The organism is Mucilaginibacter sp. PPCGB 2223 (assembly GCF_001705515.1).
Taxonomy (GTDB): Bacteria; Bacteroidota; Bacteroidia; order Sphingobacteriales; family Sphingobacteriaceae; genus Mucilaginibacter.
In genome coordinates, this window is the sequence record NZ_MDJS01000004.1 from 499136 (window position 1) to 518252 (window position 19117).

A 19117-nucleotide genomic window follows, 5' to 3' on the forward strand; every position below is an offset into this window, starting at 1 on the left:
ATAAGCGCGTTATAGAGTGCTTGTGTAACGCATTTTGTAACATTGCAAAAACATTTACTTACTTATCACTTTTGACCAGGACGGCTAAAAAAATTACTTCGTACAGCATCAAGGCACTCATCATTGCCGTTGCCTACTGGTTTATTTATAGAAGCGTGAGCAATAAAGGCGAACTGGGCCAGTTCAGGGTATTGATCTCAAAGCTCGATCATAACCATGTAGTATATACGCTCGGCGCCGTTGTGGTTTTGATGCTGGTTAACTGGGTGCTCGAAGCCATGAAATGGAAATACCTCACCCGCGAGCTGCAGCCCACCACGCTCTGGCGATCGGTCGAGGCGATATTCTGCGGGCTCACCTGGGCCATATTTACCCCCAACCGCTTAGGCGAGTACGGTGGCCGCGTTTTGTTTTTACCTCCGCATAAACGGGTTTACGGCGTATTTGTGATGGGAGTGGGTCAGTTTGGGCAGGGTACTATAACCAACACCCTGGGAGTTACTGCGCTACTTTGGTTTTTATATAACTACCTACACCTCAATCCATGGATGCTGGCACTGATTACGATACTCGGCGCGGCATGGATGCTTTTTCAGCTCATCTGTTATTTCAACATCAAATGGCTGGCCGGCTGGCTTGGCCATATTTCGTTCCTTAAAAAATACAGCCGGTTTTTCCAGATCGTGGGGCGATACAAAAAAGATCATCTTATCAAGGTGATGCTGTTTTGCCTGGCGCGCTTCTCGGTGTTTTCATTCCAGTATTACCTGGTCATTCACTTGCTGCTGCCCGCGCTGCCAGCCTTCCCGGTAATGATGATGGTGTTCAATAATTTTTTTGTGCAATCGGCATTACCCACGCTGGATATTATCGACGTTGGGCTACGCGGCATGACCGCTTCTACATTTTTTGGCTATATTACCGGCGAAAAACTGGCAGTCATAGCGGCGGTATCGTCGATATGGTTGACCAACCTGATCATCCCGGCTATTTTAGGTTCTGTTTTTGTATTAAAAATCAACTTCTTTGATAGAAATTCATAGTATTCTTTCGCTCTTGTGTACCGGTGTTTACCTCGGTGTCTTATGCTACCTCATCATCGGGTGGGCACGCTTAAAAACACCTCCTCCGTCATCGGCGAAAGCCTGCAAAACCAAAGTGACCGTTTTAATTGCCGCACGGAATGAAGAAGAAAAGATAGCCCTCACCATCGATGATATTTTAGCGCAGGACTACCCCGCCGAACTGTTCGAACTCATCATTGCCGACGATCATTCGACCGACCGGACATCTGAGATAATCGGCAGCTACGCCGGCAGGGGCGTACGGCTATTACAGCTGTGGGATGAAAAAGCCCTAAACTCCTATAAAAAGCGTGCTATTGCCGAAGCGATTAAACTCTCGACCGGCGATTTTTTGGTTTGCACCGATGCCGACTGCCGTATGGGCCCGCAATGGCTGTCATCCATTGTGAGTTATTATGAGAGTAACGACCTGGTGATGGTATCATCGCCGGTGGCCTATTTTGATGAGAAGAATTTATTTGAGCGCCTGCAAACTTTAGAATTTTCGTACCTCATCGGCATGGGGGCCGCCTTTATCGGTAACGGGCGCGCATCAACCTGTAACGGCGCCAACTTTGCCTATCGCAAGGATACTTTTTACGAAGTAGGCGGCTTTAAGGGGATAGACGACCTTGCCTCGGGCGATGACGAGTTGCTGCTGCAAAAAGTAGCGGAGAAACATCCCGGTAAAATCGGTTTCCTTAAAAAGCGCGAAGCCATTGTTTATACCCATGCCAAACACACCCTGCAGGAGTTTTTACAGCAAAGGCGGCGCTGGGCATCAAAATCGGTAAAATATAAAGATAAAAAGGTAGTGGCCGTAGCTATCGGTATCTGGCTGTTTAACCTCTCGATGCTGGTAAATGCGTTGCTGGGATTTATCAATACAGATCTCTGGAAGCTTTTGTTGTTGCAGTTTGCACTAAAAACCATCTTCGAAATCATATTCCTGACCCCTATCGACGTATTTTTGAAACGGGCCAACCTGGTGTTGCTGCTGGTGTTCTTATCGCCTGTGCATATTATCTACTTTGTATATGTCGGCATTATGGGCAACACCAAAAAGTACCACTGGAAGGGGCGCAACGTACAGTAACTAAAAAGGCCCTGTCCCGATAGCTATCGGGACAGGGCCTTGCTCACGATAATGATAATATATTTTAGTTATATACCACTGTTACGTTAACAGCGTTCATACCTTTTTTACCACGTTCTACTTCATACTGAACCGCGTCGTTTTCACGGATCTGATCTTTTAAGCCTGAAGAGTGAACAAACACTTCTTCACTGCCATCGGTTGGGACGATAAATCCAAACCCTTTAGTTTCGTTAAAAAACTTTACTTTACCTTGTTGCATTATATTTTTATTAAATTTAAGCAAAAGTGCAAATAAAATTTGGCTAAACAGCCTAAAATTTAATATTTATTTTAAAAACAGGCTTCAGGTATGTTTAATGGCAGTATTTACTCAACATACTGTCGGCTTTGTTGCTGCCGATGTTGCGCACAAACAGCCAGTCTTCGCAGGCGCTTTCTTTATCGCCTTCTTTTAATTTGCGGTTGGCCTGCTTTACCATCCTGTCGGCAAAATCATCGTCAAAACCCAGTTGTTCCTTGAGCGCGATGATCTCATTTTCCTTGGTCGTATCGGCTTTGCCCAGGTACTTATTGCTATAGTAATTGGTCACTGCATCAACCAAAGCCTGGCGGGCCTTGTAAGCCTCGATGGCTGCGCCCATATCGGTATTACCGTTTTCGCGGCAGCGGGTTTGGTCGGCGCTAAAATTGATAGGGATCACCAGGTTGGCGTTGGGGTCGTTATCTTCGGGGACTATCCATTTACCCGAGGTAAGTTTAAGCACGCGGATAGCCTCGTCATCAAGGTCGATACCCATGCCTTTGTAGATCTTAACGTTATGGATTCTACCCTGTGCGTCGATGTTAAAACTAACCTGTATGGTACCCGATATGCAATTTTGTCGCGAATATTCGGGGTATACCAGGTTCTCTTTTAAAAAATAAGCCAAAGCGTTTTCGCCGCCCTTAAGATGCGGCTGCGCCATGGCCCATCCAAAGCCGGCAAGCAATAAAATGGTAGTTATTATAAAGCGGTTCTTCATCCTTTTTATAATAAAACGCCTTTTTGTTTATTTGATTATCACCTGCTCCGGAAAACGGAGTATCAGGTTCGGGTCGGCAATATTCTGCCGGTAGCTTTCTTCTTCGGATGCGCGGCAGGCGCCCGGATAATCCCCTTTCCAACCCTGCATATCAAACATCAACTGAAAATGCAGGTGCGGCGCCCAACCACCGTTTTCTTCTGAGGAGCCGAATTCGCCCAGCGTTTCGTCTTTTTCAATAGCCATGCCTTCGGATAGGCCCAGGAGTGAATCTGTGCTTAAATGCCCGTACAGCGAATATAGTTTCAGACCATCGAGGTCATGTTCTAAAATAATGGTCGGGCCATAATTGCCCGCTCCGCTGTTATCGGCAAAGCTATGTACAATGCCCTGCATTGGCGCTTTTACCATCGTACCGGCATCGCCCCATACATCCACCCCCAGGTGTACGTTGCGTGGTTCACCATCAGTGTTGAACAGCGGCTTATTGTTGTACAGCGTACGATGCTCAAAATAGCCGCCTATACCGTATTTACATTTTTTCTCTTTCAAAGTCTTGAACAACCATTCGGAGAATAAAAAGGTATCGCCAATAATTTCGGGCGATAATTGCTTGCTGCCGGCAGTAAAATCGAGCGGCAACAGCTGGTGGCGTTTCGGATCGACGTAAACTACCTTGCTTATTTCGGCACCATGCCGGGCGATATACTGTTTAAGTTGCCGGTGCTTATCCATGCTGCTTATTCTTCGCTTTCTTTCTGGCGTTCTTCTTTGCTGATCTTGTCGAAGATCTTATCCATGCGCTCAACGTACTCGCTGGTATCGTCTATAAAAAACTCCAGTTGAGGGATGATCCTCACCTGGTCTTTAATACGTGCGCCCAGCTTATACCTGATCTCGGATGCGTGCAGCTTAATGGTTTGCAATGCGCTTTGCGTATTAGCGCTGTTAAAAAAACTCAGGAATATGCGGGCAAGCGCCAGGTCGGGCGTAACCCTAACCTTGGTAATGGTTACCAGGGTGTTTGGCAAAAAGCTCATCCCTTCGCGCTGAAATATGGCTGCAAGGTCTTCCTGTATCACTCCTGCAAATTTTTGTTGACGTTTTGATTCCATAAGTTAAATTTTTGACTCGGCAGTTAGATGATCACAGATTTTTCTGGATGGTAAAGGGCAATCACATCAACATCTGCTGTTTCACAATAATAAAGATTAAACTGCACATTTGGTTTTTAAACGGAAGAAAAAAACACGGATTGTTTATAACTGAACCAATAAATAATTATTACCTTGTTAAAGCGTTATACATCCAATTACAATTTTGTTGCATAAATTTATTCTTTGATAATTTAGGGTTATTTTTACCCGCAATCATCTGCCGCGTATAGTGAAAAGGTTTATCTTGTTACTGTTATTTATTGCTACCAATGCTACTGCCATTGCACAAAACGGATTCGACTATCATCAGTTTAGCATTGGTGCAGGCCTGGGAAGTACCATTGCTTATGGCAACACCGATACCAAGGTTACCAAAGCAGCTTTTAATTTTAATGTTAACTATAACGCCACGCCCTTTTTTACCTATACTTTAGAGACACAGTTTGGCCAGTTGGCCGGCGGGTCGCCTTATGATTATTATCAGCGCCAGTTTACCAATACTTATTTTGCGATGATGGCTCATGCCGACCTGCAATTGGGCGAATTAATCGATTATGAGTACAATGATGTTTCGAATGCGCTTAAGAACATTTATGTGGGCACCGGGGTAGGCTTCATGACAAATTCCATCACCTATATACAACTTACAATTCCGCCCGGGTTGAGTGGCAATGGCTCAAATGTTTACCCTTTTTTGCCTTCGAGCGTCAACGTTGTGGTACCGCTAAGGTTGGGTTACGAATTTAAGTTGTATAACTATTACGATATGCCCCGTTACCGGGTTGATTTTGGTTACAGTTTTAACACGGCATTTGGCAAGGGATTGGATGGCTATACCTCGCTGTCGTCCATCAAATTTTACAACTATCTTTCGGTAACTTTTAAGGTGGGCCTGGGTACCGTTACTAATTACCGTAAACCTGTACCGTACTATGGCTATTGAAGCATCACTTTATTCAATACCGCCTGCCAGTCGGGATAAGTTTTATCAGTCGCTTTTACTTTTTGGATGACGGTTAGGTATTGCGGATCGAAATAACCGGCCAGGCCCAAAGTTTTCAACCCGTTAGCCGGTTTAAATAAGGTGCCGGCTTTGTATTCGGCCTGCCCGTTCATGGCGCGTTTTTTATCAAAAGCCACTGTTGAGTTCACAAATTCGCCGTGTGTCTTCTCGCCGGTGATATAGGGCAAAAACCACTCCACCGATTTTTTGATGGACGATTGCTTATCCGACACGTAAGTATAATAGTCAACGCCGGTAGCGCGTTTTAATACGATGGCCAGTTTGAGCAACGGTTCGAGGTCGTAAGCATGATAGTGCAAAGCATCACGCAGTTTAAAATCAACTCCCGATCCATCAGCATACAGGTTTACTTCAATCTGTTTCTTTAAACCGTCGACAGTGAATTTTTGCAGCTCCGGGTCGTTTATCGCATAAGCAATTTCGCCCATAACTTTCAGGCGGTGCGAATTCCAGTTATTATAACCTGTTTCTTTATTGGGCTTCCAGGTTTTGATTTCGGCTGCGGCAACCTGCTTAAACCAATCGGTAATAACGGTATTATTTGCAGCATTGATATTGCCTTTCAGCATATCATAAGCTTCGATAGCGCCATCCAGGTTGGTATCGTCGATCGGGTCGCCTTTTGATTTATTGAGCTTTGCCCAGGCCAGCAGGTATTGCACAGCATTTTTCAGGTATTCCTTATCGCCATAAAGTTTATACACCAATGCCGAGGTATAGATCTTCTGTATGTCCTTCAAAGCAAAAGCCGTAGCTGTTTTTTTAGGGTCGCCTTCCAGTTTGCCTTCGCTCAGGATAGTATCTATCGGGTTAGGGCTCACATTCAGTGAAGCATCGGCAATGGCCTCATAATTTTTATACATAGCCCTTACCCCGGCATCGGCTTCTATCAGTTGCTTTAATTTACCGACCTCGGTATTATTCAAGCCAACATATTGCGCCTTAACCAAAAAGGAGGACGACAACAAAACTGCGGTGATAAAGATCTTCTTCATTATAAAAGGGTTGCGGTTTGTTTTAGAGGCGACAAGCGGGCAAAGGTTTAACCCCTGCTAATATAATAAATTATCGTAGGGGTACCTTTGGGTATGGATGGCTTTGGTGCGATCGTACAGCAACGCCCTGAACTCGTCAACATTCTCCTTATTCAGCGCCGAAATGAATATGGCCGGACTGTTATTTTTGGCCATCCAGCTTTGTTTAAAGTCCTGAAGGGTCATTTTCAGTTCAGGCTCTTCCGGATCGATAGCCACCGGTTTATAGGCGTCGATCTTGTTGAAAACGGTGATCACCGGCTTATTTATCGCGCCAAGCTCTTTCAGCGTTTCGTTAACCGTACGTATCTGATCTTCAAAATTAGGGTGCGAAACATCTACTACGTGGATCAAAATATCCGCCTCGCGAACTTCGTCGAGTGTCGATTTAAAACACTCTACCAAATGATGGGGGAGTTTACGGATAAAACCGACCGTATCCGATAACAAGAAGGGCAGGTTCTCGATCACAACCTTACGCACCGTAGTATCCAGCGTAGCAAACAGCTTGTTTTCGGCAAACACATCCGATTTGGAGAGCATGTTCATGATCGTCGACTTGCCCACGTTGGTATAACCCACCAGTGCTACGCGGATGAGCTGGCCGCGGTTTTTACGCTGTGTCTCGTTCTGCCTGTCAATCAGTTTCAGTTTTTCCTTTAACAGGGATATTTTGGTGAGGATGATCCGACGGTCGGTTTCGATCTGCGATTCACCCGGTCCGCGCATACCGATACCACCTTTCTGGCGCTCCAGGTGAGTCCACATACGGGTCAATCGCGGCAGCAGGTATTGTAACTGCGCCAACTCCACCTGTGTACGCGCCTGCGCGGTTTGCGCGCGGGCGGCAAATATGTCCAGGATGAGGTTGTTGCGGTCGAGGATCTTTACTTTCAGCTCGTTCTCGATGTTGCGCAGCTGCGATGGCGACAGGCCGTCGTCAAAGATCACCATATCGATCTCCTCCGAGTCGATATATGCTTTAATTTCTTCGAGCTTACCCGTTCCCACGAAAGTGGCACGCTCGGGCCGCTGCATTTTTTGGGTGAACATAGCCTCGGTTTTGGCACCGGCGGTCATGGCTAAAAACTCCAGTTCGTCAAGGTACTCCTTGCTCTGTTCGGCAGTTTGATCGGGAGTGATCACACCCACTAAAACTGCCCGCTCCTGCTTCACAGCAGTATCATAAAATTTTTGTTTCATTAAATATTCTTCGGATTACAAAGATACACAATCTTTATAAGAGGTTCTTTGTTCGATTGTTTAACGGGTCCACTAAAATTTTTGCCTGCTCATTTCCTGGCCATCCTTATATATTTTTATGCCAAATAACGTTCCATCTTCGTTATAAATCTTCACCTCACCATCTGGTTGCCCGCCTTTATAGTTTGCATCCACTTTAATTTTGCCAGTTTCAAAATATACCACCTGTCTACCTTCCCTTGCGCCATTCACATAATGCTGCACACCTTCAATTGTTCCATCTTCGCGAAAGTTCCTGACCTCACCATTGGCTTTTCCGTCGGCTATATTTTCAATACTTTTTATTTTGCCACTTTCAAAGTAGTGCCTTGATATTCCATTAAAGTTATGATTGGCTATAGTATTAACCCCTTCCAAATTCCCGTTCTCAAACCAATGTTTCCAGTTTAATAATATCACCCCATCGTAGTAGTCGCTATCTCTAACATTACCGTCTTCGTAATAATGAGTTTCCCAACCTACTCCATTATTATAATTTTTGGCCAGCTGATCCTTCCGTTTTTATAATATGTTCTCCATTTATCGCCTATCTGGTGATTCTTTGCGATTCCTTCAGCTTTTTTTCCCCCATTCTGATAAAAATAAACTTTAGGGCCATCCGTTAAAATATAATAATTAGTTGTGTCTTGCTGTAACAAAACGTATTCAAGAAGATGGCCATTCTTATCATAGTTAAAAATCGTATCAACGTTTTTACCCTCGACTAACTTACCCGTTTCGAATATCTTACCATTACGATAGAATAAGGTATATCGGCCGCTTTTTACCGTTCGATGATCGCCTATTGGTATCCACCGGCCTTTCCCGGTTTTTGCATCAACCCACCAACAGTTTTCATCGTTCCGTTTGCTTTGATCATCTATGCCGTCTTTACAGCCTATAAAGGTAAAAGCTGCTAAAATGATAATGCAATATCGTTTCATAATCTGTGTATGGTATGGGTTATACAAGTTAGCAACTCTTGGCGTTTATATGTTTATTGAGGTAACAATTGTTTTTGGAATATTTTGTAATTTTATATCATGACTTTGATAGAACTTAAAAAATCCATCCATCAAAAAGTTGACGATTTAAATGATCGTGAACTTTTGGAGTTAGTAGATGCATTAATTCATCGTAAAGATGAAGTTTTTGTTGTGCCGGAGCATATGGAAGCCGGGATTAGGCAAGGTATCATCGATATACAAAAAGGCGATGTTTTTACGATGGATGATTTTGAAGCTAAGTATGAGAAATGGCTAAAAGGATAGTCTTTTCAAAAAAAGCGTACGCCGATATTGATAGAATAGTTGAATTTAATAATCGCAGAAATCGATCAGATACTTATTCTAAGAAGTTTATACGGAATCTTCATTCCAGCCTAAAAACCCTTAGCAAACATCCACTACTCGGAATACGTACCAATCTACCCGATCAGCTTTTATTTGTTTGGGATACTTTTTACATTTTTTATACCAATACAGAAACTACGATCGAAATAACTTCAATATATCATCAAAAAGAAGACATTAATTTTTAAGTTACAACCCCTTCACAAACTCCGCCATCGCTTTCCCCGGATCAGCTTCCTTCATAAAATTCTCGCCGATCAAAAACCCGTTAAAGCCGGCCGCTTTTAATTGTTTAATGGTATCCACATTGCTGATCGCGCTTTCGGAGATCTTTAAAAACTCTTTAGGAATATGCTCAAATAATTTGAACGAGGTTTCAACAGATACAGTAAAATCGGCCAGGTTGCGGTTATTTACGCCGATAGCTGTGAGGTTAGGGTCGATGCTGCGCTGCAGTTCTTCCAGGTTATGCACTTCCAATAGCACATTCAAACCTAAACTTTTGGCTAAAGCCGCCATGCCCTTTATTTCCTGAGGGGTCAGTATCGCGGCAATCAGTAAAATGATATCGGCACCCAGTGCTTTAGCTTCCACGATCTGGTATTCATCGATCATAAAGTCCTTGCGGAGGATAGGCACCTGGTTAACGGCCCGCGCCTGGCACAGGTCGCCTTTGTTGCCCATAAAAAAATCGGTATCGGTCAGCACTGATAATGCCGAAGCACCAGCCGCAGCATAGGCCGCAGTAACCTCGGTAACTTTAACCTGATCGTTAATAATGCCTTTTGATGGCGATTTGCGCTTAAATTCGGCAATGATACCCGTCCGTTCCGGTGCCAGCAAAAACTCGCGGAACGAATAGGTTTCGCGCTTAAAGAAAGGCGAGCTTTCTAATTGCGCTACCGTCATTTGCTGCTTATCGGCCTCAACTTCTCTCTTTTTATTGATGACTATTTTATCGAGTATGTTCATGCCCCTTAACCCCCTAAAGGGGGAATTTATTGTCCTAAAATTGTTCTAAACATTTATTCTTATCAGCCCTTTGTCCCCCTTTAGGGTTAGCGGCCTTATATCTTCACAAAACTTTTGGCCACTGTATCCCTTGCTCCCCCTTTAGGGGGTTGGGGGGCCAGCCAGTTTTGCATCATTTCTTTACCATATTCAGTCAGCACACTTTCCGGGTGGAATTGTACACCTCGCACATCATACGTTTTATGCCGCAGCGCCATGATCGAACCGTCCTGCTCATCGATAGCGGTAACTTCCAGGTCGGCCGGCAAGCCTTCATTCGCTACCACCCACGAGTGGTAGCGGCCCACATCGAAAATCGATGGCAAGCCATTAAAAAGCACTTCTTTTACATCAGTTACTTTAATGGGCGTAGCAATGCCGTGCATAGGCCTGCTCAGGTTATACAAAGTACCGCCAAATACTTCGGCTATAGCCTGCTGGCCCAGGCACACGCCAAATATACTTTTTATCGGCGCGTATCTTTCAATCACCGGCAATAGCAATCCAGCCTCTGATGGTATACCCGGCCCGGGCGACAGGATGATCTTGTCGAACCGGTCCACATCTTCCAGCGCGAACTGGTCGTTCCTCCAAACCTCGCAGCTTAAACCCAGTTCGTTAACCAGGTGCACCAGGTTGTAGGTAAAACTATCGTAATTATCTATAATTAATATATTGCTTTCCATCTTGTTCGGTTTAATTAATTAACGCCTCGGTTTTTTGTGTTGGCTCGTTCAGGGTTTCGGCCATTTCTAACGCCTTGCGCAGGGCGGCTATTTTACTATTTACTTCATTCAGTTCGTTTACCGCGATGGAATCGGCAACAATACCCGCACCAGCCTGGTAATGCAATACGTTGTTTTTACTCAAAAACGAGCGGATCATGATAGCATGGTTAAAATCGCCGTTAAAACCTAAAAAGCCGATGGCACCGCTGTAAAAACTGCGTTTGGTTTTTTCGTTTTCATCGATGATCTCCATGGCCCGGTATTTTGGCGCACCGCTCAGCGTTCCGGCAGGGAAGGTGTCGGCTACGATCTTGAATGAAGATTCGCCATCTTTCAACCTGCCTTTTACATGCGAGACCAGGTGTATGAGGTGCGAGTAGTATTGTACTTCTTTAAATGCCTCTACCTTTACGTTTTCGCAATGGCGGCTCAGGTCGTTACGGGCCAGGTCGACCAGCATCACATGCTCTGCCGATTCTTTCGGGTCGTTCTCCAGCCTGCGTGCCTGCTCCACATCTTTCTCATCATCGCCGGTACGCTTAATGGTACCTGCTATCGGGAATATACTTGCCTCACGGTTTTTGATGGTGATCTGCGCCTCGGGCGACGAGCCGAAAATCCGGAAGTTACCGTAATCGAAATAGAACAGATATGGCGACGGGTTGATAGAGCGCAGCGCACGGTACACGTTAAACTCATCGCCCAGGAAAGGTTTTGAAAAAGCCCTCGAAGGCACGATCTGGAACACGTCGCCGCGATAGATGTGTTTCTTCATCTTTTCCACCATATCCATAAATTCCTGGTCGGTCAGGTTCGAGCTTTCGGGCCCGTTACTTTCAAACTGGTACTCGGGGAAGTTTTTGTTTTTGATCAGGTATTCCACTTTCTGCAAACCTTCATCATCGCAGCCATCGCCGTAGCAATTCTGGAAGATGTACAGCTCGTTTTTAAAATGATCTATCGCGATGATGTATTTATAGATATGGTATTGCATCACCGGTATCTTGCGGATATCGTTGTCATCAATTTTTAGCTTGATGGTCTCAAAAAACTCAACGGCCTCGTGGGTAAAATAACCAAACAAGCCGTTGCTGATCATCTTTAAAGGCGGTTGCTCCACCTCAAACGCTTTCAGGAACGATTCGATCTCGTTGGTTAGTTCAAAACTGCCGGCGGCGCTGGTTTGTATGCTGCCATCCGGATAGTTCTTTTTCAGTTCTCCATCGTTCAATACCAAACCCGCAATCGGTTCGCAGCAAACGTAGCTCATGCTGTTTTCGCGGCTGTGGTAATCGGAGCTTTCGAGCAAAAGCGAATTCGGAAAAACATCGCGCAACCGCAGATAGATGCTCACCGGCGTAGTGGTATCGGCAAGCAGCTTTTTGTAGGTTGTGGTTAATTTGTATGTCTTCATGTTGTGTTGTCGTTCAAAGTATCGTTAAATAAAAAAACCCGGCGAATTGGTATCGGCCGGGTTTCAATAGGTTTATAATTGTTAGTGATTCAACAGATCAATAAATCATCCGGCTGCCATTATTATATGGTGCCACCAAGTCAGGTTATGGGCGTTTTTGATCATTGTGGACGCAAATTTAGAAAGTTTTTCGAATTAGCAAACTTTTACATGAAATAATTTTCTTTTTAATTTATGCCGAAATCCCGAAAAACGGCCTGTGGCTTTGTACTATAGCAGCCACGATCACAACCACGGCCAGCACATAAAACAGTAATATGGCCCGGTGCTTGGCTTCGGGCAGCGTGGCTTTCTTCGAACGGATATGCCCGAAGGTGATCAGCGCTATCGCAAATAGCATCATCGACCAGTGCTCAACCGTCCAGTAACGGGCTTCCGTATCCTGCATGGTAGCCTTGCTGAAATCCTTTACATAAGGGCTCAAAAAGTACAGTATAAAACCGATCAGCAATTGGGTGTGTGCCGATATCATGGCGAACAGGTTGATCTTGCGGTTGCCTTCGGTGTAAGGCTTTTTACCGGTGTAGCCAACAAGCGCCTGTATAATGGCAACCAATATCAGTATCAGAACCACGTACCTGAAACCCGAGTGCAGGTACTTGAATATGCTGTAAGCGTTCATATCGATAAAGTTTTGCTGCGAATATACAAGAAATATCAATGCATGTGTTTTTTGCGCTTTTTTGTAACAAATACATTGATGCTTAGGCATCCGGGCAAAAATGACTGATCAGTTTTATATATTAGTGACTCAATACATTAACTGACAATCTTATTAACAATGAAAAGAACTCTACTCTTTTGTTTGGCTCTGCTATTGTTCCATTTAGCGCAAGCCCAGGAGACCTTTCCGGTTAACGGCGCGTGGGACGTACGACCGGGGCTCTACGCGTTTACCAATGCAACCATTGTTGTAAATGCCGATCAAACCATTACTAACGGAACGCTTTTAGTTAAAGACAGGCTTATCGAAGCCGTAGGCGCGGGTATCGCTATCCCCAAAGGATATATTACCGTCGACCTGAAAGGCAAGTACATTTATCCGAGCCTCATTGATGCCTATACAACCTACGGCATGCCCGAAGCGCCGCGCGCGCAATTTGGCGCCGGAGGTGCTGGCGGTGGCGGCTTTGGCCTCCGATCAACAGTAATGGTATCCACTAAATCTGGCCCTTATGGCTGGAACGAGGCTATCAAACCTGAAATGGCCGCCAAAGCAGTTTTTCATGTTGATGCTACCAAAGCGGCCGACCTGAAAAAAATTGGTTTCGGTACCGTACAATCGCTAATTCACGATGGCATTGCCCGCGGTACATCAATGGTGGTGGTTTTGGGCGACGAGCGGGATAACGAAGTTGTATTGAACGATGTTGCCGCAGCGCACTATTCGTTCAGCAAAGGCACCGCCGCAACTAATTATCCATCGTCGTTAATGGGTAGTATAGCGCTATTGCGCCAGACTTATTATGATGCTGCCTGGTATAAAAATCAAAAAGAAGAGTATAATATATCTTTAGACGAGTTCAATAAAACCCAAAGCTTACCGCAGATCTTCGAGGTAACCGACCCGCTGAATGTGATGCGGGCCAGCAAAATCGCCAAAGAGTTCGGCAAGCAATACATCTTTAAAACCGATGGCAAAGAGTATCAGCGATTGAATGAAATGAAAGCCACCGGCAGCAGTTTCATCATCCCGCTTACCTTCCCGTCGGCTTACGACGTTGAGGACCCCGCCGATGCCCGTAACATTACTTACGAACAGATGAAAGAGTGGGAACTCGACCCGACCAACCCTGCCACACTCGAAAAAGCGGGCGTTCGATTTGCCATTACCACTTACGGGTTAGATAATAACACTACTTTCTGGGCCAACCTCCAAAAAGCGATGGATTTTGGTTTGACCGAAAAACAAGCCTTAAATGCATTAACCACTATCCCTGCCGAAATGCTGGGCGTTAGCGATAAGGTAGGTACCCTTACTACCGGCAAGCTGGCCAACTTCCTGATCACTTCTGCCGACCTTTTCAAAAAAGACAACGTAATTTATGAAAACTGGGTTGAGGGCCGCAAATACGTGGTAGGCAAAATGGAAGTTACCGACCTGCGCGGCGCTTATAACCTAACAGGCGCAGGCTTATCAAATATTACTTTAAACCTGAGCGGCGCTACCCCGGCAACTGTCAGCCTTTCGGCGATGCATACCGGCGTAGATAGTACACGTACACAAGGCACCTTTACCCGTACCGGCGATGGGGTAAGCTTTTATTTCGACCTGAAAGGTAACCCGACAGGCAATATCCGCCTCGCCGGTACCATCACTTCGGTATCCCCTGTTACCATGAAAGGTTTTGCTACATTGCCCGATGGCACTTCTACACCCTGGGTAGCTACTTATACCGGCCCTGCACAAGCCGGCGGCCCGGGCGGCTTCGGCGGTCGTGGCGGAAACAATGCCAATGCAGCTAAAACCCCAACCAATGTTGGCCCGGTAATTTATCCTTTTGTAGCTTATGGCAATGCCGAAATACCGAAGGTTGAAACAGCTTTGTTTAAAAACGCAACGGTCTGGACAAACGAAAAAGAAGGTATCCTGAAAAATACCGACGTACTGATCGAGAACGGCAAGATCAAAGCTGTGGGCAAAAACCTCAGCGCACCGGCCGGTGCCCGCATCATCGATGCTACCGGCAAACACATTTCGCCGGGTATTGTGGATGAGCACTCGCACATCGCCATTACCGGCGGCGTTAACGAAGGCACACACTCGGTTACAGCCGAAGTTCGCACCGCCGACGTGATCAACTCCGAAGACATCAACCTTTACCGCCAGTTAGCCGGTGGCGTTACCATCTCACACATCCTGCACGGCTCGGCCAACCCCATCGGCGGCCAGCTGCAGGTTATCAAACACCGCTGGGGTTTAGCTCCTGAAGAACTGAAAATGGAAGGCGCCGATGGTTTCATCAAATTCGCCCTGGGCGAAAACGTTAAAGGCAGCAATAACTTCGGCATCAACACCAACCCGCGTTTCCCGCAAACCCGTATGGGCGTTGAGCAGGTTTATGTCGATGCGTTCCAGCGTGCTAAGGAATACAAAGCCGCACGTGCGGTAAAAGGCAGTACCGTACGCCGCGACCTGCAACTGGATGCACTGGTTGAGATCCTGGATAACAAACGCTTCATCACCTGCCACTCGTACGTGCAAAGCGAGATCAACATGCTGATGCACGTAGCCGATTCGATGGGCTTCCACATCAATACCTTTACCCACATCTTAGAGGGTTATAAAGTTGCTGATAAAATGAAATCGCGCAATATAGCCGGCTCAACCTTCAGCGACTGGTGGGCCTACAAAAACGAGGTAGCCGAAGCTATCCCGTACAACGGCAAGCTGATGCACGAGGTTGGTTTGGTAACCGGCTTCAACTCGGATGACGAGGAAATGGCCCGCCGTTTGAATCAGGAAGCCGGCAAATCGGTTACCTATGGCAAGATGAGCGAAGAAGAGGCCCTGAAACTGGTTACGCTTAACCCGGCTAAAATGCTGCATATCGATAACAAGGTCGGCAGTATCAAAGTTGGTAAAGATGCCGATATCGTATTATGGTCGGCCGATCCGCTTTCTATCTACGCAATTTGCGAGAAAACCTATGTAGATGGCGTACCTTACTGGGAACTGGATAAAGATGCCGCCAAGCAAAAAGCCCTCAAGGCCGACGAGGCCCGCCTGATCCAGAAAATGATCGAAGCTAAAGGCAGCGGCGCTACAACACAACGTGCCGGATTCGGCGGCCGCCGCCGCCCGCAATACGAGTGCGAAACAACTGAAGATGAACAGGCTGATTTTGTATCGGGTTTAGGTAATTCACAAGGTGGTTCAAAATAATCCCATTAAGAGAAAAACAATCATGAAGAAGATATTTTTAAGTTTAGGAGGATTATTGCTGGGCACTATCCTTACCTATGGGCAGGCAACTATATCGCCGGCCAAACCGCAATCTGGTCCTATCGTCATCACCGGCGCTACCATACACGTAGGCAACGGCCAGGTGATCGACAACGGCTATATCGCTTTTGATAAAGGCAAGATCACCGCTGTGGGATCAGGCGCAGCGCCGGCAATAAGCGGCGCTAAAACCATCGACGCCACCGGCAAACAAATCTATCCGGGTTTTATCTGCCCTATCACTACTTTAGGTTTGATCGAGATCGAAGAGGGTGCCAAAGGCACTGTAGACGACCAGGAAACCGGCGATATGAACCCCAACGTACGTTCGCTCATCGCTTTCAATACCGATTCGAAAGTTATACCTACGGTGCGTTCAAACGGGATTTTACTGGCGCAGCCAACTCCTGACGGCGGTACCATTTCGGGCCAGTCGTCGGTAATGATGCTCGACGGCTGGAACTGGGAAGACGCCGTGTACAAAGCCGATATCGGCGTACACCTGACCTGGCCGGCCGTGGCAGGCGGCAGGCGCCGTGGCGGTGGTGGCGGCGGTATTCGTGGCGCTGCAGCAGTAGCCGGTGGCGAAACGCCCGCCGAACGTGCACAAAAAGCCCTGGATAACCTCGACTCATACTTCGCACAAGCCAAAGCTTACGCCGAAGCCAAGGCGCCCGTTAAAAACCTGCGCTTCGCAGCTATGGCCGGTTTATTTAATGGCACGAAAAAGCTGTTCATCAATGTCGACGGCAGTAAAGAGATCTTACAGGCTATCGCTTTCGCCAAAAAATACGGTATACAACCGGTACTCGTCGGCGGTAAGGAAGCTTACCTCGTTGCCGATGTATTGAAAGAGAACAACGTACCTGTAATCCTGAAAGAAACCCAGGCTTTGCCTCCAAAAGACGATGACGATGTATATTTACCTTACAAAATGCCAAAGATCCTGCAGGATGATGGCGTGCTGTACGGCTTAACCGGTATCGGTTTCTGGCGCCAGCGTAACCTGCCCTTCGAGGCCGGCCAGGCCGTAGGTTACGGTTTAACTAAAGAACAGGCCGTATCGATGATCACCCTCAACAATGCCAAAATATTAGGCATCGATAAAACTACAGGCAGTTTAGAAACCGGCAAAGATGCCAACCTGTTCATTTCGAATGGCGATGCATTGGATATGATCAGCCTCGATGTCACCCGCGCCTTTATCCAGGGCCGCGATATCAACCTCGATAACCTGCACAAACAACTGTACCGCAAATTCAGCGACAAATACGGAGTAAAAGCCGATTAAGGTTTTGAATCAAATTGCGTAAATCATCAAGCGACGGGTTTTGAACCCCGTCGCTTTTTTTGTTTACCCAGAGCAGACATGAGTAAATATGGGTTGTTAAGTATTGATTTTCCAATGCAAAAAAACAATCATTCATTCAATAACTCAATCCCTGCCAGCCGGCAGGCGGGCTTCAAACATTAAACCCAGGGGGGGGGGAATTGTAAGAGATTTCCAGGCGTTTTCTATTCAATTTACGCCGTTGTCGGTGCCGTCTCAATAACTTCTCAAAACTAAACACATGGGTATTTATGGGTATCTGTGTCACGTCCTGACTCATGCTTTTTGATTCTATTTCAGGGCGTTCCCTGTGGGCCGCGCTTTCCGCTCATACTACACCGGCCTTAGCCACTGGGCCGGTATCCCTGCCCGTCCGGCAGGCGGGCGCTGCAATCTAACGCAGCTTCCCGTTAGCACATAGGTATTCTTCGGTATTTTCAAATAACTCCTTGTCTTGATTCCTGACTCTGGCATCCTGACTCTTTATCAGGGGGAAATTGTAAGAAATTTTTCGGCAGATCAGGAACCTGATCAAGCCCAATAAACCAAGAGGCTTTGCGCCTTAGCCCTAAATTTACGCATTTTTAGGCGCATATACAAGCAATACTCAACCTATATAAAACAAAAAAAGCCCCGGCAGGCAACCGCCGGGACTTTCACTTATCAACTATTTATTAAACAATGTGTTTCAAAGAATGTCCTATACCCCTATTTGTTGGTATAGTAATTTAAACCCGGCGCGTTAAAGTATATTTCCGGGTATTTGGTTTGAGGGTCGGTAACCGGAAGGGACGGCCTTGCACTGGCTTTAAGGGTAATGCTGGTATTTGGTACCGCATAATCAGCTGCCAGGCCTTTTAATACCAGCGTATAATAACGTCCTGGTGTTAACGGCGGTGCTGTAGTGGCACCCAGCTTGGTGGTTGTGCCAGTCAAATACGCCTGGAAGGTATAAGTAGTAGTGCCCAACGCATTAACCGGAACGGCCACAAACTGACCGATTGTGCCATACGACACATTAGTTATAACAGTTGCTGTAGTAGCACTACCACCAGTTGGCGTATAGGTACCCGCAATATCAACCGCGCCGCCGTTGGGTATCATGTGCGCAAGCCTTACATAAGCCATACCCGCTGCCGGAGTTGGGAATACATCCTTTACCACAAACGAAGTTACAGGCGTGGCTACCGAACCCGGCAGGCCCGAAGTGATGATAGAATAGGCGTCGCCGCTTGTAGTTGCCTGGGTTACGTTGGTAATCACCGTTGCCGGGGCAACCGTTTGCGGGCTGATTAAAGCCGGTACCGGTGTTGAGGCCACTACCTTGATAGCGGTGTTGCCCGATGCAACTACAGCATAGTTACTTGCCGGAAACACGCCGTTAAATATGTAACCGGTGGTTATAGAGCCTGGCAACGCGTTATCGGTTACCGACACGGTTTGCTGCGGCGTAACCTGTACGCCATTGGCATATGCATCAAGTGCAGGCACACCCGGCGCGGCGTGAAAGAATTTGAGTTGTACACCCGAAGCAGCTACGCCAGCTTGGGTTATCACACTTTTGTCGCAACTTGATAGTGCAAACGCAACCGCACAAGCCGCTATATAAAATATTTTTTTCATGTTGTTTCGCT

20 protein-coding genes are annotated in these 19117 nt (G+C 46.4%); 7 read left to right on the forward strand and 13 right to left on the reverse strand.

The features are described 5' to 3' along the window. Positions 1–71: 71 nt before the first annotated feature. Positions 72–1043: a hypothetical protein gene (locus BEL04_RS20575; protein WP_066007031.1), complete on the forward strand. Its 972-nt coding sequence runs from the start codon at positions 72–74 to the stop codon at positions 1041–1043. Then, positions 1027–2160 carry a glycosyltransferase gene (locus BEL04_RS20580; protein ID WP_066007033.1) on the forward strand — a complete coding sequence of 378 codons (1134 nt, stop codon included), beginning with the start codon at positions 1027–1029 and terminating at the stop codon, positions 2158–2160. Before BEL04_RS20575 ends, BEL04_RS20580 begins: the two co-directional genes overlap by 17 nt. Before the next feature lie 64 nt (positions 2161–2224). Here the strand turns inward: BEL04_RS20580 and BEL04_RS20585 are convergent, their stop codons facing one another. The 4 genes from BEL04_RS20585 to rbfA form a co-directional block, all read right to left on the reverse strand. Further along, positions 2225–2422 (reverse strand): cold-shock protein, encoded by a 198-nt coding sequence (locus tag BEL04_RS20585; RefSeq protein WP_066007326.1) that lies wholly within the window; start codon positions 2420–2422, stop codon positions 2225–2227. Positions 2423–2516: 94 nt separating this feature from the next. Next, positions 2517–3185, reverse strand: a complete 669-nt coding sequence (locus BEL04_RS20590) for a TonB family protein (RefSeq protein ID WP_083228015.1) — start codon at positions 3183–3185, stop codon at positions 2517–2519. Between the two features lie 27 nt (positions 3186–3212). Continuing rightward, positions 3213–3920 (reverse strand): peptidoglycan DD-metalloendopeptidase family protein, encoded by a 708-nt coding sequence (locus BEL04_RS20595; RefSeq protein WP_066007035.1) that lies wholly within the window; start codon positions 3918–3920, stop codon positions 3213–3215. Positions 3921–3925: 5 nt separating this feature from the next. Beyond that, positions 3926–4300 (reverse strand): 30S ribosome-binding factor RbfA, encoded by a 375-nt coding sequence (rbfA, locus tag BEL04_RS20600; protein ID WP_066007038.1) that lies wholly within the window; start codon positions 4298–4300, stop codon positions 3926–3928. Between the two features lie 271 nt (positions 4301–4571). On the opposite strand from rbfA, the gene BEL04_RS20610 reads away from it, so the two are divergent. Further along, the gene (locus tag BEL04_RS20610) at positions 4572–5285 is read left to right on the forward strand and encodes a hypothetical protein (protein WP_066007043.1); all 714 of its coding nucleotides are present in this window, start codon (positions 4572–4574) and stop codon (positions 5283–5285) included. Here BEL04_RS20610 and BEL04_RS20615 read toward each other — a convergent pair. The 4 genes from BEL04_RS20615 to BEL04_RS20630 form a co-directional block, all read right to left on the reverse strand. Further along, positions 5279–6361: an alginate lyase family protein gene (locus BEL04_RS20615; protein WP_066007044.1), complete on the reverse strand. Its 1083-nt coding sequence runs from the start codon at positions 6359–6361 to the stop codon at positions 5279–5281. The genes BEL04_RS20610 and BEL04_RS20615 overlap by 7 nt on opposite strands. A 57-nt stretch (positions 6362–6418) precedes the next feature. Then, positions 6419–7603: a GTPase HflX gene (hflX, locus tag BEL04_RS20620; protein ID WP_066007045.1), complete on the reverse strand. Its 1185-nt coding sequence runs from the start codon at positions 7601–7603 to the stop codon at positions 6419–6421. A gap of 72 nt (positions 7604–7675) precedes the next feature. After that, a complete protein-coding gene (locus tag BEL04_RS20625) occupies positions 7676–8062 on the reverse strand; it encodes a toxin-antitoxin system YwqK family antitoxin (protein ID WP_139113126.1) in 387 nt (128 codons plus the stop codon). A gap of 59 nt (positions 8063–8121) precedes the next feature. Beyond that, the gene (locus BEL04_RS20630) at positions 8122–8586 is read right to left on the reverse strand and encodes a hypothetical protein (RefSeq protein WP_066007049.1); all 465 of its coding nucleotides are present in this window, start codon (positions 8584–8586) and stop codon (positions 8122–8124) included. 99 nt (positions 8587–8685) lie between these two features. Between BEL04_RS20630 and BEL04_RS24100 the strand changes: the two genes are divergently transcribed. Continuing rightward, a complete protein-coding gene (locus BEL04_RS24100) occupies positions 8686–8913 on the forward strand; it encodes a hypothetical protein (protein WP_066007052.1) in 228 nt (75 codons plus the stop codon). Beyond that, on the forward strand, positions 8898–9182 hold the full coding sequence (locus BEL04_RS24785; RefSeq protein ID WP_083228016.1) for a type II toxin-antitoxin system RelE/ParE family toxin: 285 nt from the start codon (positions 8898–8900) through the stop codon (positions 9180–9182). The genes BEL04_RS24100 and BEL04_RS24785 overlap by 16 nt, the downstream gene beginning before the upstream one ends. 1 nt (position 9183) lies before the next feature. Here the strand turns inward: BEL04_RS24785 and trpC are convergent, their stop codons facing one another. The 4 genes from trpC to BEL04_RS20655 form a co-directional block, all read right to left on the reverse strand. Then, positions 9184–9966, reverse strand: a complete 783-nt coding sequence (gene trpC / locus BEL04_RS20640) for an indole-3-glycerol phosphate synthase TrpC (protein WP_066007053.1) — start codon at positions 9964–9966, stop codon at positions 9184–9186. Positions 9967–10061: 95 nt separating this feature from the next. After that, positions 10062–10691 (reverse strand): aminodeoxychorismate/anthranilate synthase component II, encoded by a 630-nt coding sequence (locus BEL04_RS20645; protein WP_066007054.1) that lies wholly within the window; start codon positions 10689–10691, stop codon positions 10062–10064. Between the two features lie 10 nt (positions 10692–10701). Further along, positions 10702–12147, reverse strand: a complete 1446-nt coding sequence (locus BEL04_RS20650) for an anthranilate synthase component I family protein (RefSeq protein ID WP_066007055.1) — start codon at positions 12145–12147, stop codon at positions 10702–10704. Between the two features lie 232 nt (positions 12148–12379). Beyond that, the gene (locus tag BEL04_RS20655; RefSeq protein WP_066007328.1) at positions 12380–12829 is read right to left on the reverse strand and encodes a cytochrome B; all 450 of its coding nucleotides are present in this window, start codon (positions 12827–12829) and stop codon (positions 12380–12382) included. 159 nt (positions 12830–12988) lie between these two features. Between BEL04_RS20655 and BEL04_RS20660 the strand changes: the two genes are divergently transcribed. Both BEL04_RS20660 and BEL04_RS20665 read left to right on the forward strand, forming a co-directional pair. Continuing rightward, positions 12989–16093, forward strand: a complete 3105-nt coding sequence (locus tag BEL04_RS20660) for an amidohydrolase family protein (RefSeq protein WP_066007057.1) — start codon at positions 12989–12991, stop codon at positions 16091–16093. Between the two features lie 22 nt (positions 16094–16115). Continuing rightward, positions 16116–17444 (forward strand): amidohydrolase family protein, encoded by a 1329-nt coding sequence (locus tag BEL04_RS20665; RefSeq protein WP_066007330.1) that lies wholly within the window; start codon positions 16116–16118, stop codon positions 17442–17444. A gap of 747 nt (positions 17445–18191) precedes the next feature. Here the strand turns inward: BEL04_RS20665 and BEL04_RS20670 are convergent. After that, positions 18192–19106 (reverse strand): DUF4397 domain-containing protein, encoded by a 915-nt coding sequence (locus BEL04_RS20670; protein ID WP_066007059.1) that lies wholly within the window; start codon positions 19104–19106, stop codon positions 18192–18194. Positions 19107–19117: the final 11 nt, after the last annotated feature.